The following is a 15757-nucleotide window of genomic DNA, read 5'->3' as shown; positions in this document are numbered from 1 at the left end:
CCTCGCTGCAACTAGTTCAGGCGACGGCCACCGTCCACGACGATGGTCACCCCAGTGCTGAATGTCAGATGAGTGGCGCACGCCTCGATCGCCGCCGCGATATCGTCCGTCGTTCCAATGCGGCCGAGCGGCGTGGTGGCGGCCACCTTCTCGTTGAAGTCGTCGCCACGGCCGGGAACGAACGAGGTATCGACCACTCCCGGAGACACGTTCAGGACACGAATGCGAGGTGCAAGCGCGCGGCCAAGCGACGCCGCCATCACATCGAGCCCGGCTTTGGCCGCGCAGTAGGCGATGTTGCTGCCCACACCCGTGGTGCCGGAAATCGATGAAACGTTAACGACGAGGCCGTCTCCCGACGCATCGAGCAGTTCGCGAAAAGCGCGGATGGCCGCGAATTGCCCACGCCAGTTGACCTTCAGAATCTCGTCAATCAATTCGTCGGTGAGCGCATTCAGATCGGCATGCTTGACGGGCTGGGTGAAGCCCGCTGTGTTCACAAGAATGTCCGCGCGGCCATACCGGTCGCGCACCCAGCGTTGCCAGCGCGTTCAGGCTCTCGCTCTCGGTAATGGAGGCAAGCGCCGCGCTATGGCCCTCGCCCGGCAAATCGCTGGCCACGCGCTGCGCCCGGGCCAGGTCGCGCTGACCCACCACCACGACGCGGGCGCCGGCTTGCCCAAGACGGTGAGCTGCAGCGGCGCCGATACCGCCGGTTCCGCCCAGGATGACCGCAACCTTCCCTGCAAGTGTGTTGGACACGTGAGACCTCTTCTTTACTTGATGGGGGGAGTTGGGTAGGTCGGCGTTCCTTCGGCAAGAACGAAGTCGTAGTCGAGTGTGTAGTAGAGCCGGTCTACGTCTCGCTCTGGACCCGTGCCGGAATCGTGGCGCTCGAACGTGCCGACGAGGCTGCGGTTGACACCGAACACGACGTCTGAATTCAGATGCTCCGAGTCGTCGGCGAATACTTGCGAGACCAGCGTTGCGTAGCCTTCCGCGATGATGACGAAGTGCAGATGCGCCGGCCGGAACGGGTGGCGATTCTGCTTTTCGAGCAGCACGCCGACCGGCCCGTCGGTGGGCACGGGGTAGCCCGCAGGACGCACGCTCCTGCACGTGAAGCGCCCCTCGCTGTCGGTGTAGAAGTGCCCGCGCAGGTTCATGTCGGGCTGGCTCGAGTCCTGGTTTTCGTACAGGCCGACCGGCGAAGCCTGCCAGACGTCGACCTTGGCGTTGGCAACCGGCTCGCCCTGGGTGTTGAGCACGCGGCCGTTCACGAACAGCGGGGAGCCGGGTGAGTTCGCGCAGGCGATGCATCCACCATTCGCGTACTGCGGCGAGTCGCCCCGGTAGAACGGTCCCAACAGGGCGCCCGGCGTGCGGCCGCTGGCGTCCGAGTTGTTCAGCAACGTAACCAGCGTCGAAAGACCCAGCACGTCGGCGAGCAGGACGACTTCATTGTGCTTGTCGTTGCAAGCCAGGCCGACGGTCCGCACGAAATCCAGGCCCTTTTCGAACTCCTCGTCGGTCAGCTTCACCTGCTTCAGGAAAGCATGACCATGCTCCACTAGCGCGTCGAGAATCTCCTTGAGCCGGGGATTGTCGGTCTCGCTCATTGCCGCCTTGACAACCGCGGTGATCGAAGCGGCGTCGTCGACGGTGTTTTTCAGATAGCTTGAATCTTCCACAGGTCACCTCCATCAATGCAATCGTTTGCATAATAAATTGCAAGTATACCGATGTCAAAGCTTTAAGATGGCATAGTTAACCCTGATTACACGGGCAAATGGAATGGCGATGTGTGCGTTGACCGCGCAACCGATTGCATCCTCACAGCTTCGGCCACGCCGTTCAATCGCTATTGAATATTTTTCGTTGCTCGATGCGAATAACGACCGGCGTGAGCGCCGCGCCCTGACACGGGCCGTCGACGCACTGGCCGTCTTCGAAGCGGAACATCGCGCTGTGATGCGCGCACATCAGCAATTCGGCGTCGTAGGCCCAGAACGTGTTGGGTTCGTAGTTCAGCGCAATCGAAAAATGCGGGCACACATTGCGATAGGCCCAGGCTTCGTCGCCACGGCGTGTCGCCGCAAAAGCTTCCCTTCCAGGACGCATCCATAAACGTCGCTTTTTCGCGTCAGTTTCACACCGCGCTACTCAGGCCGCCCGCAGGCCAGAAAGCCCGAAAAACACCTATGATTTAAAAGCGATTTTTCTCTCAAACCGGCATTTAATCACTTCAGGAAACAGCTTATTGTAAAAAAGTAAAAAGACTTTGGAACCGGTTCCATTTACCATGACGCCGAAATCCGACGACAGCCCGCGGGCGCCCTGGCGCGCTCTCATCTCGCGATAACGAACAACATGGCTCAATCTCCTCTCACCTCTCGCCGCGGCTTCTTACGCACGGCCGTCACGCTGGTTCCCGTCGGGACCCTCGCCGGCTGCGAAGTCAAGCAATCCGCCACCACCGCTCAGGGCTCGAACGGCGCCGCCTCCGCGGGCCAGGCCTCCGGCGCCGACTACAAGCCGCATTTCTTCGACGCAAAGGAATGGGCCTTCGTCCACGCGGCAGTCGATCGTCTGATTCCGGCGGACAGCGAAGGCCCGGGCGCGCTCGAAGCCGGCGTGCCCGAATTCATCGACCGGCAGATGGACACGCCGTACGCGCACGGCGCGCTCTGGTACATGCAGGCACCGTTTACGCAAGGCGTGCCGGAACTCGGTTATCAGTTGAAGCTCGTGCCGCGCGATCTGTACCGGCTCGGCATCGCCGCGGTAAACGCGTACTGCACGAAGACCTACTCGCATCCGTTCGACGCCCTCGACGCGACCACGCGCGACACCGTGCTCGCCGCGCTCGAGACCGGCAAGATCGATCTCGCTGACGTCCCGGCCGCTGTCTTCTTCGGCCAGTTGCTGCAAAACACCCGCGAAGGCTACTTCTGCGACCCGATCCACGGCGGCAATCGCGACATGGGCGGCTGGAAGATGATCGGCTTCCCCGGCGCGCGTGCCGATTTCATGGACTTCGTCAATCAGAACGGCGAGGCCTATCCGTATGGCCCTGTGTCGATTCAAGGAAAGCGCACCTGATGAGCACCCAAACCAAACCGCACGTCGACGCGGTCATCGTCGGCTTCGGCTGGACCGGCGCGATCCTCGCGAAGGAACTCACCGAGGCCGGCCTCAACGTGGTCGCGCTCGAACGCGGCGAGTATCGCGACACCTATCCGGACGGCGCGTATCCGAACACGATCGACGAGCTGACCTACAACGTCCGCAAGAAGCTGTTCCTCGATCTCTCCAAGACCACCGTGTCGATCCGTCATAACGTCGGCGATACGGCGCTGCCCTATCGGCAGCTTGCGGCGTTCCTGCCGGGCGAAGGTGTTGGTGGCGCGGGGCTGCATTGGTCGGGCGTGCATTTCCGCATCACGCCGGAAGAGCTGCGGTTGAAGAGCCACTACGAAGAACGCTACGGCAAGCGCTTCATTCCGGAAGGCATGACGATCCAGGATTACGGCGTCAGTTACGACGAACTCGAACCGCATTTCGACTTCGCCGAGAAAGTGTTCGGCACCTCGGGCCAGGCGTATAAGGTCAACGGCAAGGTGGTGGGCGACGGCAACGTATTCGAAGCGCCGCGCAGCGACAACTTTCCGCTTGCCGCGCAATTGAACACGTACTCGGCCGAGCGCTTCGGCAAGGCGGCGCGCGAGATCGGGCTGCACCCGTACCGCCTGCCTTCCGCGAATACGTCGGGTCCCTACACGAACCCGTACGGCGTGCAGATGGGATCGTGCAACTTCTGCGGATTCTGCAGCGGCTACGCGTGCTACATGTACTCGAAGGCATCGCCGAATCTGAACATCCTGCCAGCGCTGAAGCAGTTGCCGAACTTCGAACTGCGCTCGCGTTGCCACGTGCTGCGCGTCGAACTCGACGACACGAAAAAACGCGCCGAGGGCGTGACGTATGTCGATCCGGCGGGCAACGAAGTGTTTCAGCCCGCCGATCTCGTGATCGTCGCGGCGTTCCAGTATCACAACGTCCATCTGCTTCTGCTGTCGGGCATCGGCAAGCCGTACGACCCGATCTCCGGCGAAGGCGTGGTCGGCCGCAACTTCGCGTATCAGAACCTCTCCACGATCACCGCGTTCTTCGACAAGGACACCTTTACGAATCCGTTCATCGGCGCAGGCGGCAACGGCGTCGCCGTCGACGACTTCAATGCCGACAACTTCGATCACGGTCCACTCGGCTTTGTCGGCGGCTCGCCGTTGTGGGTGAACCAGGCGGGCACCAAACCGATCAGCGGGATCGCGACCCCGCCGGGCACGCCGAACTGGGGGGTGGACTGGAAGAAATCGGTAAAGGACCATTACGCGCACACGATTTCGATGGACGCGCACGGCTCCAACATGTCGTATCGCGACGTGTTTCTCGACCTCGATCCGACCTATCGCGATTCATACGGCCAGCCGCTGTTGCGCATGACCTTCGACTGGAAGGACAACGACATCAAGATGGCGCGCTACGTCACCGGACAGATGCACAAGATTGCGCAGCAGATGGGATCGAAGACCATCAACGTCTATACGCGTGAATTCGGCGCGCACTTCGATTCGCGCCGCTATCAGACGACTCACCTCGTCGGCGGCGCGATCATGGGCACCGATCCGAAAACCAGTGTGCTGAACCGTTATCTGCAAAGCTGGGACGTGCACAACGTGTTCGTCATGGGTGCGTCGGCGTTCCCGCAAGGCATCGGCTACAACCCGACCGGCCTCGTTGCCGCGCTCGCCTATTGGTCGGCGCGCGCGATCCGCACGCAGTATCTGAAGAACCCCGGGCCGCTGGTGAGCGTATGAAGAAGATCGATATCGAACGCCTGGGTCGGGCATTCAAGCGCGTGAGCGCTGCGTCGTTCTGCGCGGTTGCTGCGTTGTCCGCACCGCTCGCCGCGCAAGCGGCGACGCAAACTCAAACTCAAGCACAAACTCAACCTCAATCCGACACGGCCCTGATCGCGCACGGCGAATACCTCGCGCGGACCGGCGATTGCATTGCGTGTCACACGGCGCAATCGGGCAAGCCCTTCGCGGGCGGCCTGAAGTTCGACACGCCGATCGGCGCGATCTACTCGACCAACATCACGCCCGATCGCAACACCGGTATCGGCTCCTGGACCTTCGCGCAGTTCGATCGCGCGGTGCGTGCCGGCGTGCGGCCGAACGGCGACACGCTGTATCCGGCGATGCCGTACCCGTCGTATGCACGCCTGAGCAAAGACGATATGCATGCGCTGTATGCGTACTTCACGCATGGCGTCGCGCCGGTGAACCAGGCGAACCGTCCGGTCGATATCGTCTGGCCGTTGTCGATGCGCTGGCCACTCGGCATCTGGCGTTACCTGTTCGCGCCTGATCCCGTGACGTTCGATGCGAAGCACTATGCCGACCCGGTAGTCGCGCGCGGTGCTTACCTCGTGCAGGGTCTCGGCCACTGCGGCGCCTGCCATACACCGCGTGCGGTGACGATGCAGGAACGCGCGTTGAGCGATCTCGACGGCGCCGAGTTTCTCGCGGGCGGCGCGGCGATCGACGGATGGACCCCGTCGAGCCTGCGCGGCAATTCACGCACCGGCATCGGCTCGTGGAGCGAAGCCGATCTCGTGCAATTCCTGAAGACCGGACGCACGCTGCACACCGCGGCATTCGGCGGCATGACCGACGTCGTGCAGCACAGCATGCAGCACATGAACGATGCCGATCTGAGCGCGATCGCGCGTTACCTGAAGACGCTGCCGTCGACCGATCCGAAGGAAACGCCGTACGTGTACAACGATACGGCGGCTCGCGCGCTGCGAACCGGCGACGCCACCGCCCCCGGCGCTGCCGTGTACCGCGATAATTGCACCGCCTGCCATCGCAGCGACGGCCGTGGCTACACACGCGTTTTCCCGGCACTGGGCGGCAATCCGGTCGTGCAGGGCAAGGACGCAACCTCGCTGATTCATGTGCTGCTGACCGGCAATACGCTGGAAGGCACAAAGACCGCGCCGTCTTCGTTCACGATGCCGGCCTTCGGCTGGCGCCTGAACGATCAGGAAGTCGCCGACGTCACGAACTTCGTGCGCAACAGTTGGGGCAACACCGGTTCGACGGTCAGCGCGACGGATGTCGCCAAGGTCCGCAAGACCGTCACGGTGCGTGCGCCCGAGATGCCGCCCGGCGCGGCACTCACTTCGCTCGGCCACTGACATTACGCCGCCCTTGCAACGCGCTCGCAATCGGAGCGCGCGGCAAGGGGCACGCAAGCCGCTTCCCCCGCTTCACGCAATCGGCTCCTTCGCTCAGGAGCGGATTGCGTGCGCGCGGAAAAAGAGAAATCGCCATGCAGGCGACCTGAGATAGACGATCCAACCAAGCTATAACACCGATGAAAAAGCAATTGATTGCTGCACCCCTCCTGTTGTCTTTCGCGGGGATCGCGTCCGCGCAGAGTTCCGTCATGCTGTACGGCATCGTCGACGCCGGTATCACGTATCGCAGCAACGAGCGCACCGGCTCCCCCGGCGCGTACACAGGACACTCGAACGTCGCGATGACGAGTGGCAACCTCTCCGGCAGCCGCTTTGGCATCAAGGGCCAGGAAGATCTTGGCGGTGGCTGGAACGCCCTGTTCCTGCTTGAAGACGGCTTCGACATCACGAACGGCAAGACGGGCCAGAACGGTGGGTTGTTCGGCCGCCAGGCGTTCGTCGGCGTGGGCAGCCAGCAATACGGCACGATCACGCTCGGCCGCCAGTACACCTCGCTGAACGACTTCGTCGCGCCGGTTGCGCCGGTCGCGATGGTTGGCGGCTATGGCGCGCATCCCGGCGACATCGACGATCTCGATCAGACCGCGCGCGTCAACAACTCGGTCAAGTACACGAGCGCGAACTACTCGGGCTTCACGTTCGGCACGTTATATGATTTCGGTGGTCAGCCAGGCAGCCTGAAGCAGCAGAACACATGGAGCGTGGGCGCGGCATACGGCAACGGCCCGCTGCATGTGGGCGTCGGCTACGAGCGTTCGGACAACAGCAAGAGCGGACCGAAAGACTCGACATACGGCAAATGGAGCGGCACGGACGACGGTCTGTTCAATTCGTCGATCAACGAAGGCTATGCAAGCGCGCAATCGCAACAGATCGTCGCCGCGGGAGCTACGTACAATTTTGGCCCGGCCATCGTCGGCTTGAACTACAGCAACGTGCAATACCGCTCGGGTGCCGATTCATTGTTCAACGGACATGCGACGTTCAACATCGCAGGCGTATTCGGACAGTGGACGATCCGCCCGGCCGTGCAACTGTTCGCAGGGTATAGCTACACGCGCGGCGGCGAAGTGGAAGGCGTGGATGAGCGCGCGCAATATCACAACGTCACGCTCGGCGCGCAGTACAACGTGTCCAAACGCTCCACGGTCTATCTGATGGGCGGCTATCAGCACGCGGCCGGTATGACGCTGGATGCGCTCGGCAATCCGGTCGCGGCGACCGCATCGGTCAGCGACAAGGGCAATAGCCACTCGTCGGACACGCAGTCGCAGGCAATTGTGAGTATTGGCTTGCGGCACCGGTTCTAACGGGTTCGGGCGGCGCTCAGTACTGTTGCGGGACCACGTTGATCATCTCGAGATGACGCGCTTCCGTCTCGTCGTCGGCGGGGAACATGCATTCGATACGCAGTTCCTGCGCGGCGACGGTTCGCGGCGTGCCCACGGTGGCGACCATTGAAAAGTAGTTCAGAACCTTGCCGTCCCTGACGAAGCCGAGCGGTATCACCGGCATGCCCGCAGCAACGGCCCCTGCTCCCGAGGGGCTCTGCGAAGCCTGCAAGTCCGTTTGCACGTCAGGATAGGCGCGCAATGCGGCAAGCAACTCACGCGTCTGATCGTCGACCATGCGACCGACCGACTCCCGATAGACACGCTGAATCAGGCTATTCGCCACCGCTTGCCAATCGGCAACGAAAGGACGCAATCCGTCCGGATCGAAAATCAGATGCAACATATTGCGCGGCCCCTTGCGCGCAGCCATGTCGATAAAGCAATTGAAGAACCGCGGTGCCGATTCGTTGGTCATCAGCACGTTCCAGTAGCGATCCATGACGAGCGCGGGAAACGGCTCGTGCTGCCGCAACATTCGCCCGAGTGCATGGGTCACGCTCTGCATTTCCTGCGCGTTCCAGGCGCTCTCGGCATACATGGGCGCATAGCCCGCTGCCAGTAGCAGTGTGTTGCGTTCGCGCAGAGGAATGTCGAGCGTCTGGGCGATATCCATCAGCATCTGACGGCTCGGCACGCTGCGTCCGCTTTCGATAAAACTGATGTGCCGCTGCGAGACGCCCGCGTTGAACGACAAGTCCAACTGGCTGATACCGCGCATGTCTCTCCAGTGACGCAACAATGCACCGAGATCATTCGGCGGCGTCTTCCTTTCGGGATTCGCAGGATTCATCGGTCTCTTATCCGCAAGTCGATATGGATCGGGTTGGGTGACCGGTGGTGCCGGAGCATCGTGGATGTCCGGCGCCAGCGGGTCGTTCGAATCGTGTCGTTCAGCATACTCCCTGTTGCTGAACGACCCTTCAGGACGAGACCTATGCGGTCCAGGCATACTCCTGGAAACGTGCTTCGAGCGGAGGATTGGTGATGTTGCCGGCGTAGTTCGTGATAGTAGAAGCAGCCAGCACCGTGAGTACTTCGAGCACCTGGTCCTGGCGAAAACCCGCCTCGATAAACTGGTTCACGTCACGGTCATTCAGGTGTCCGCGCTTTTCGATCGCTGTTTTCGTCAAGGTCGAGAGTGCCGCATGCTTGCTATCAGCCGGTGCGCGGCCGTCGCGAATCGCTTCGACATCGGTGTGTGAAAGGCCCTCTTTCAGCGCGAGCGCGGTGTGAAATGCCACGGCCCATGAGCACGCGTTCGTCACTGCGTTGGTCAGCAACAGGGCCTGTATCTGCGCTTCCGTAAATGTGCCCGAATGCACTTTCTGGAAGATGCCGATGAAGCCGCCGATCAGCACCGGCGATTCAGCCATTGCGCCCGCGATGTTCGGGACAAGGCCGAAGTTCTGCTCGAGCTGCCGCAATACCGGCTTCGATTGTTCGGGTGCGGATTCAATCGTATGAATGTGAAACGTCGACATGATATGACCTCGGTCGTATGCGCCGCTCGGAATGAGTTGCGCGATGACCGAAGATTAGGCGTGCGGGCGCGGCTCGCCAATTACCTCCGATGTAATAGGTTCAGGTAGGCGGCACACGGCCATGCAACCGTCCACGGAAAAGAAAAAAGGCCGGGCGTGAACTGCGCCCGGCCTTTCTCACCGCAAAAACAACAAATCAGAACCGGTGAACAATGCCCACACCAACCGCAAACTGACTGCCGGAGGACGACGGCGCACTGTTATAGCCATCGCCGAGTGCCGCCGTGGCATCGATGATCTGCCCGGCCCCGCTGGTTCCCAACGTCTTGCCCTTCGCCTTCTGATAGGCCTCGAGCGCGTACAAACCCGTGCGCTTGGACAGCGAGCAATACTCCGAGAGATTGAACTGGTGGTATTGCGCGTTGTCCTGAATGCCGTTCGCGCGCGTGGCACGGGTATAGCTGTAGCCCGCGCCGAAATCCCACGTAACAGCCGGCTTCCAGTGCAGAACGAGACCACCGGTATTGAAGATCGCGGTGTCGTGGAACTTCGAGCCGCTGCCCGGAATGTACTGAACGTTCGAATAGGTCGCCGTGACATCCCACGCGCTATTGAACGTGTAACCACCGCCCACCGCGAAACGCTGTTATGCCCGCGCGGTCTGAAAGCAGTTTGTCAGCGCGGAAACGCCGATCTGCGAGCCGCCATTCGTGGTGGTCGAATCCGCGCCCCACGCGCCGCCGCCCGCGGTCGAATTGTTGATCCGCGAGAAACCGACCGCGAAGCCCACCGGGCCCATTGCATACTGAACCGCGGTCGACCAGGTGGAGCCCAGGTTCGTGCTGCCCGCCACGCCGCCCAGCGAATACGAGCCGCTCACCGTCAGGCCATACATCTTCGGCGACGTGTACTCCAGCGTGTTGTTCGCACAGTAGATCGTGTCGAGGCCGTCGATATCGCCGGGATGCGCGCCGTAGTAGCCTGTGATCCAGGTGGTCGGGCCATACGGCGAGAGTAGTTGGTAATACGAAGCGTATTGGCGGCCCGCCGTGAACGTACCGTACGCCGGGTTGGTCACGCCGACCCACGCCTGGCGGCCGAACATCGCATTGGTGTATTGCTGGCCACCGTTTGCCGAATTGAAGCCGGACTCGAGCTGAAAGATCGCCTTGGTGTTGCCGCCCAGATCCTCGCCGCCTTTCAGGCCGAAGCGGCTGCCCGCCCATACGCCAGGTGTCATTTTGACCGCCGACTTTCCTCCGCTGGTGGTGCCGAGGGTCGACTGATTGTTCGTATAGGAAATGCCGTTGTCGACGATGCCGTATAACGTGACGCTGCTTTGCGCGAAAGCCGGCATGGAAGCCGCGATCGCCGCCCCGAACAACACAACGTCTACTCGCCTGATACCTTTATTCATTCTGCAGATCTCCAATTCATACGCGTTGTTGAAATTCTTTTCTATCGGCACGGTTGCCCAAGCTTCCTCAAGCCCGGACGCTATTGCCCTCGTGATTGCAGCAGCCGCTTGACCGTCAAGGCCAGGGGGACGGTGAAGAAGATATGGGACATGAAGCCGCCAATGATCACAGCCGGGTCGTAGTAGTTCGGGTGGTTATCGGAGGCGATCATGATCGCCACGTGCATCGCGATCCACGCAACAACCGCGTAAAACAGCGCCACAAAAGTCGCTTCGTATCCGCGCCGCCGAAAGTACGGCCAGATCGCCGCGAACAGCACGCCCCACGCGGAGGCGAAGACAAAGTGAACACCCGTGCCGACGATATAGGCCCCCACGCCGAGCGACTCCTGCACCTCTTTGCCGAACACGAGTCCGGTCGCATTGCGTGGAATGCCCGCCAACGGCATCAGGTGCTGCGCGCCTACCCAGACGAGCGCTTCGTAAATCCAGATGATCACGGCGCCGATCAAGCCGCCGGTCACCCCCGCGCGAATCATCGCCGTGCGGTTGGGCCATTCCGCCACATTCGACGTCACACCCGTAGTTAGCCCACTTCCGCTCACGCTGAAATCTCCACTCATGTCTCTCTCCTTCTACTCGTTCAACTCAGGGATGCCCTACCCGCAACCATCCATGCGCGGAGGCATGAAGCTGCAACGGACACGTTCACGCATCGGCCACCGGACTGGTGATAAAACGCAGCGCAAGGCGATTCATGACGATCGCCGCGGCAGCAATCAGCGCGGGCACCGCGAGCACCGCGAACACGGTTTCGAAACTGAATCCCAGCGAGAGCAATGCACCACCCACAAGCGAGCCGAGAATGCCGCCGAGCCGCCCGAACCCCAGCATCCAGCTCACACCGGTTGCACGGGCACGAGTCGGATAGCAGGTCGGCGCGAGTGCATTGAGACCGGTCTGCGCGCCGCTCATGAAAAAGCCGGCACAGGTGACGAGAACCGGCAACAGGTTCGACTTGAGCGTGCCCATGCCGAGCGCGAAGATAAACACGCCGCCGAGCAGATACGCCGCGCCGATTACCGCATTGCGATCCAACCGGTCCATCGCGAAGCCGACCGCCACGGCGCCCACGGTGCCACCCAATTGGAACATGCCGGTGATCGCGGCAGCACGTTCGACGGGCAAGCCGGCGTCCTTGATCAGCGTGGGCAGCCAGCCGGTCAGCAGATAGATGATTAGCAGGCCCATGAAGTACGTGAGCCACAGCATTAGTGTGCTGAACGCGTAGCCGTCCGCGAACAGCATGCGCACCGGCGCCTTCGCAGCGATCACCGGTTCGGGCGCGGTGAAGCGCACGTCCTGACCGAACACATGTCCGCACACGCGGCCGAGCGTTGCCGCGATGCGCTGCGTCGGCATCTTGCGCACCAGCATCAAGCGCGCGGACTCGGGCAGCAGCCACAGCAGCAATGGAACGCTAAGGATCGGCAAGACGCCGCCGAACATGAACACCGCGCGCCAGCCGAAGTGCGGAATCAGCGAAGCCGCCACGAATCCACCAGCACCGGATCCAAAGTTGAAACCAGTGAACATGATCGTGAGCAGCAGCGAGCGGCTGCGTGACGGTACGTATTCGGAGAGCAGAGTGGTCGAGTTCGGCATCGCGGCGCCCAGACCCAGGCCCGTCAGAAAGCGCAGCGTGACGAGTTGCACGGGGGAGGCAGCGAAGGCGCAAAGCAGGCTGAAGAATCCAAAGCAGAGCACGGAGGCAACCAGTACTTTCTTTCGCCCGATCCGATCGGCAATCGGTCCCGCGGCCAGCGCGCCGATCGCGAGGCCGACCATCGCGGCGCTCATCACCGGACCGAAGGCGGCCCGGCTGACACTCCAGTCATGCATCATGCATGATGACGGGCGCGACAAAACCCATGACGGCTGTATCCAGACCGTCCATCATGACGATCAGAAAACATAGAACCAGGACCAGCCACTGGTACGCCGACACCTTGCGTGCATCGATAAACGCCTTGATGTCGACTGAGTCTGCAGATTTCATGCGTGTCTCCGGAGAAAATAGTGTCCCGCCCCGGCGTTCTGACGAATCCAGGGTCTTCTCGGTATGGAAATGAAAAACCGCTAAAAAGATGCGGCGCAGCGTCGAGTCGCCTTAGACGGCTTCCGGTACCCTGCGCGTCTTCAGAAACGCTTCGAGTGTTTCGCCTCGCATGCTGGCGTGCATGCCGAGGTTCGTGATCTTCACCACGCGTGCAAATTTTCGAGGACGAAGAAACACACGCCATAACGGATCATGCCGATCCAGTCGGTGTTGTCGACGAGCGCGCGTTCTTCCGCCGTCAGGTTGGCCGCGTCGTAGGCAGCGACCCGGTTCTCCAGCCAGAGCGTGCGAGCCGGCGCTTCACGCATCTGCCAGAAAAAGCGGTTCAGACACATCGCCTTGATGCTCTGGCGAATATCGAACGGGTACGTCCCCGTCAATTCCTCGGTACCGATCAGTTGCGGGTTCATTGCGTCACCTCGCCTTCGTAGAGGGTCACGGCCATCGCGGTGCTCGTCGCAAGGTAATAGCTGCGATGTAGTTCACGAACCGTCGACCCCAGCGCGCCGCGCATGGCGAGCCACATGATCGTCTCCACACTCTCCGCGCCGCCGAGGCGCACATAATCGACATGCTTCATTGCGGCGAGACGCTGCGGGTCAAGAACGATCAGATCGAGGAACTCCATGTCCCAATCGGTATTGTTGAAACCGCTTCGCTCCCCGTGGACCTGGTGAGACAGACCGCCCGTGCCGACCACCACCACGTCCAGATCCTGCTCGAACGATTCGATCGCGCGGCGCAGCGCCTGACCCAGGCGATAGCAGCGGTTCGCGGTGGGCAGCGGATATTGCAGCACGTTGACTTCCATCGGCACGAGCGACATCGGCCAGCCGCCGTCATGCGGCAACATCAGCGAGAGCGGCGAATTGCATCCGTGATCGAGTGCCCGGTCCTGGAAGATCGTCAGATCGAACTCGTCGTTGACGCGCTGCTCCGCGATGTGGATCGCGAGATCGGGATGACCGTCAATGTCCGGCAATGGGCGCTTGCCCGCGCCTTCGTCCGCAAATGTATGGTTGCCCGACACCCCTAACGCAAAGGTCGGATAGCAATCGAAGAAGAAGCTGTTGGCATGGTCGTTGTAGAACATCACCATCACGTCCGGCTTACGCTCGGCAAGCCAGTTGGCCACCGGTTCGTAGCCTTTGAAAAGCGGCGCCCACGCGGAGTCGTTCTGCTTGCCCTTGTCGTACGCCATGCCGATAGTGGGCACATGCGACGTGCCGATTCCACCAATGATTCTTGCCATATGCCGTTGTCTTCCGTTGCTTCGTGCCGCGCGCCAGCGCGCGCTGTTCGGATAGGTCGCCGCTACCGGGCGGGCAGCCATTGCAACCATCTTGAGATGCAACAATATGGATCGGGCACGCTCGCCGGAAGTACGGGTAAACCACATTCGTACCGGTTAAATGGCTCGCAAGTGCCCTGGTGTCCCATTGCCGGCGCTCGGATAAACGCGGGAAGCCGCACCGGATATGGGGATGGAGGCAGCCCCAAAGAGCGAGTCGCGTCCCGGCCAGCCCCCCGGGCCATCCAGGTGCAATAAACAAAACAGATGCCCGGGAAACGAAGTCGCAAGCCGCCTGTCAAGCGTGGTACCGGAGGTGATGCGTCGCTATACTTGATGGCCTGGAATGAGTAGAGACCCATGAACGAGATCACCCAGCACACGATCGAGGACGCATTGAACATCCGCCAGCCAGAGCGTCGCCATCCGTGAGCAGCAAAGAACTTCTCAATCTGGCGCAACTGCGCGCCTTTCGACTCGTCGCCGATATGGGCAGCGCAACGCGCGCCGCAGCAGCACTTTTTCGCGCCCAGTCGGCCGTCACCCGTTCGGTGCAGGAACTGGAGTCGGCACTCGGCGAGCCCCTTTTCGATCGCGGCCCCTCGGGCATGCTCCCCACGGCGGTTGGCCGCGCCGTGCTGCAGCGTTGCGAGCGCATCTTCGCCGAGCTGGAAGAACTTGCACAGTGGTGCGCCGCGAGGCAGGCACGCCGACGGCCGGCAGTAGACGGCGCGCTTCCGGCCTATCTGCTCAACACGCGGCGGCTTCAGCTATTCATTGCGTTAGCGCGACATCGGCACAAGCCGAGTGCGGCGAAACCGTTTGGTATCAGTCAGCCGGCCGTGAGTACCGCGATTCGCGTGCTGGAAAGCGGCGCAGGCCTGAGTCTTTTCCACCGAAGCCCCCGCGGAATCCTGCTCACCACGGAAGGCGAAACGTTTCTGCTTCACGTGCGCCGCGCGTTGAACGAACTGCGGCACGTGCCCGACGATATCGCGGCGTTGCACGGCAAGATCCAGGGTTCGGTGACGGTCGGCGCGTTGCCGCTCGGGCGCACGTTGCTCCTGCCAAGAGCGATCGCGCGAATGACCGCGGAGCATCCGGGCGTGCGGGTGGTTACTGACGACAGCGCTTACGAGGTGCTCGTCGCGGGCCAGCGAGCGGGCGATATCGACTTCATTCTCGGCGCGCTGCGCGATAACGACGCGAGTAGCGGCCTGAAGAGCGAGCGCCTGATGTCGGAAGATATGGTGGTGCTGGTGCGCCACGATCATCCGCTCACGCACGCGCGCGATCTGACCATCATGGCCCTGCGCGACGCGCAGTGGGTCTTGCCGCGCAGCAACGCACCGGCGCGCGGCCTGTTCGAAGCGCAATTCAAGCGCCTGAAAGTGAAACCGCCCCTGCCCACGGTCGAGACCGCGGACCTCGCGGTAATTCGGGGACTGCTGCTCGGCACGGACATGGTCGCGGCGCAATCGGGCCAGCAATTGCACTATGAAGTTCAGTCCGGTCAGTTGGCCGTGCTCGACGTGCAGTTGCACAACACCCGTCGCGACATAGGGTTGACCGTGCGTGCAGCCGGCACGCCCTCGCCTGCCGCGCGTGCGTTGATAGATGCGATCCGGCTATCGGTTGTCGATGTGACTCGCACGATCAGCATCGCCACTGGTTAGCCCTTGTTTTGCCGCGGTTTAGCCGCTGCGCGCTTTCCTATCCCG

At 61.8% G+C, this 15757-nt stretch carries 12 protein-coding genes and 3 pseudogenes; 5 read left to right on the top strand and 10 right to left on the bottom strand.

From position 1 onward, the window contains the following. Window positions 1-11: 11 nt before the first annotated feature. From B0G76_RS23060 to B0G76_RS23050, 3 genes and pseudogenes are all read right to left on the bottom strand, one after another. Window positions 12-762: pseudogene (locus B0G76_RS23060) on the bottom strand (SDR family NAD(P)-dependent oxidoreductase). A gap of 14 nt (window positions 763-776) precedes the next feature. Beyond that, on the bottom strand, window positions 777-1619 hold the full coding sequence (locus B0G76_RS23055) for a dioxygenase (RefSeq protein WP_120296700.1): 843 nt from the start codon (window positions 1617-1619) through the stop codon (window positions 777-779). 235 nt (window positions 1620-1854) lie between these two features. After that, window positions 1855-2121, bottom strand: a complete 267-nt coding sequence (locus B0G76_RS23050) for a Rieske (2Fe-2S) protein (RefSeq protein ID WP_120294590.1) — start codon at window positions 2119-2121, stop codon at window positions 1855-1857. Between the two features lie 249 nt (window positions 2122-2370). On the opposite strand from B0G76_RS23050, the gene B0G76_RS23045 reads away from it, so the two are divergent. The 4 genes from B0G76_RS23045 (at window position 2371) to B0G76_RS23030 (ending at window position 7644) form a co-directional block, all read left to right on the top strand. Then, window positions 2371-3102, top strand: coding sequence for a gluconate 2-dehydrogenase subunit 3 family protein (locus B0G76_RS23045; RefSeq protein ID WP_120294589.1), 732 nt, complete (start codon window positions 2371-2373; stop codon window positions 3100-3102). Further along, window positions 3102-4880: a GMC family oxidoreductase gene (locus B0G76_RS23040; RefSeq protein ID WP_120294588.1), complete on the top strand. Its 1779-nt coding sequence runs from the start codon at window positions 3102-3104 to the stop codon at window positions 4878-4880. The genes B0G76_RS23045 and B0G76_RS23040 overlap by 1 nt, the downstream gene beginning before the upstream one ends. After that, entirely contained in the window at window positions 4877-6271 is a 1395-nt protein-coding gene (locus B0G76_RS23035; RefSeq protein WP_120294587.1) for a cytochrome c, read from the top strand. Before B0G76_RS23040 ends, B0G76_RS23035 begins: the two co-directional genes overlap by 4 nt. A gap of 179 nt (window positions 6272-6450) precedes the next feature. Then, entirely contained in the window at window positions 6451-7644 is a 1194-nt protein-coding gene (locus B0G76_RS23030; RefSeq protein ID WP_120294586.1) for a porin, read from the top strand. A 16-nt stretch (window positions 7645-7660) separates the two neighbouring features. On the opposite strand, the gene B0G76_RS23025 is transcribed toward B0G76_RS23030, so the two are convergent. The 7 genes and pseudogenes from B0G76_RS23025 to B0G76_RS22995 form a co-directional block, all read right to left on the bottom strand. After that, window positions 7661-8518, bottom strand: a complete 858-nt coding sequence (locus B0G76_RS23025; RefSeq protein ID WP_120294585.1) for a helix-turn-helix domain-containing protein — start codon at window positions 8516-8518, stop codon at window positions 7661-7663. Window positions 8519-8660: 142 nt separating this feature from the next. Beyond that, window positions 8661-9209, bottom strand: coding sequence for a carboxymuconolactone decarboxylase family protein (locus B0G76_RS23020; RefSeq protein WP_120294584.1), 549 nt, complete (start codon window positions 9207-9209; stop codon window positions 8661-8663). 196 nt (window positions 9210-9405) lie between these two features. After that, window positions 9406-10626 (bottom strand): annotated as a pseudogene (locus tag B0G76_RS23015) (porin). Window positions 10627-10706: 80 nt separating this feature from the next. Next, the gene (locus tag B0G76_RS23010) at window positions 10707-11249 is read right to left on the bottom strand and encodes a hypothetical protein (RefSeq protein WP_120294583.1); all 543 of its coding nucleotides are present in this window, start codon (window positions 11247-11249) and stop codon (window positions 10707-10709) included. 85 nt (window positions 11250-11334) lie between these two features. Next, a pseudogene (locus B0G76_RS23005) lies at window positions 11335-12685 on the bottom strand (MFS transporter). A 200-nt stretch (window positions 12686-12885) separates the two neighbouring features. Next, a complete protein-coding gene (locus B0G76_RS23000) occupies window positions 12886-13155 on the bottom strand; it encodes a protocatechuate 3,4-dioxygenase (protein WP_259460682.1) in 270 nt (89 codons plus the stop codon). Next, on the bottom strand, window positions 13152-13997 hold the full coding sequence (locus B0G76_RS22995) for a gallate dioxygenase (protein WP_120296698.1): 846 nt from the start codon (window positions 13995-13997) through the stop codon (window positions 13152-13154). The genes B0G76_RS23000 and B0G76_RS22995 overlap by 4 nt, the downstream gene beginning before the upstream one ends. 467 nt (window positions 13998-14464) lie before the next feature. On the opposite strand from B0G76_RS22995, the gene B0G76_RS22990 reads away from it, so the two are divergent. Further along, window positions 14465-15712 carry a LysR family transcriptional regulator gene (locus tag B0G76_RS22990; protein ID WP_120294582.1) on the top strand — a complete coding sequence of 416 codons (1248 nt, stop codon included), beginning with the start codon at window positions 14465-14467 and terminating at the stop codon, window positions 15710-15712. Window positions 15713-15757: the final 45 nt, after the last annotated feature.

The sequence above is a fragment of the Paraburkholderia sp. BL23I1N1 genome, assembly GCF_003610295.1.
In the GTDB taxonomy this organism is placed as follows: Bacteria; Pseudomonadota; Gammaproteobacteria; order Burkholderiales; family Burkholderiaceae; genus Paraburkholderia.
Note: the sequence above shows the minus strand (reverse complement) of the source record. Positions and strands in the feature narration are given on the sequence as shown.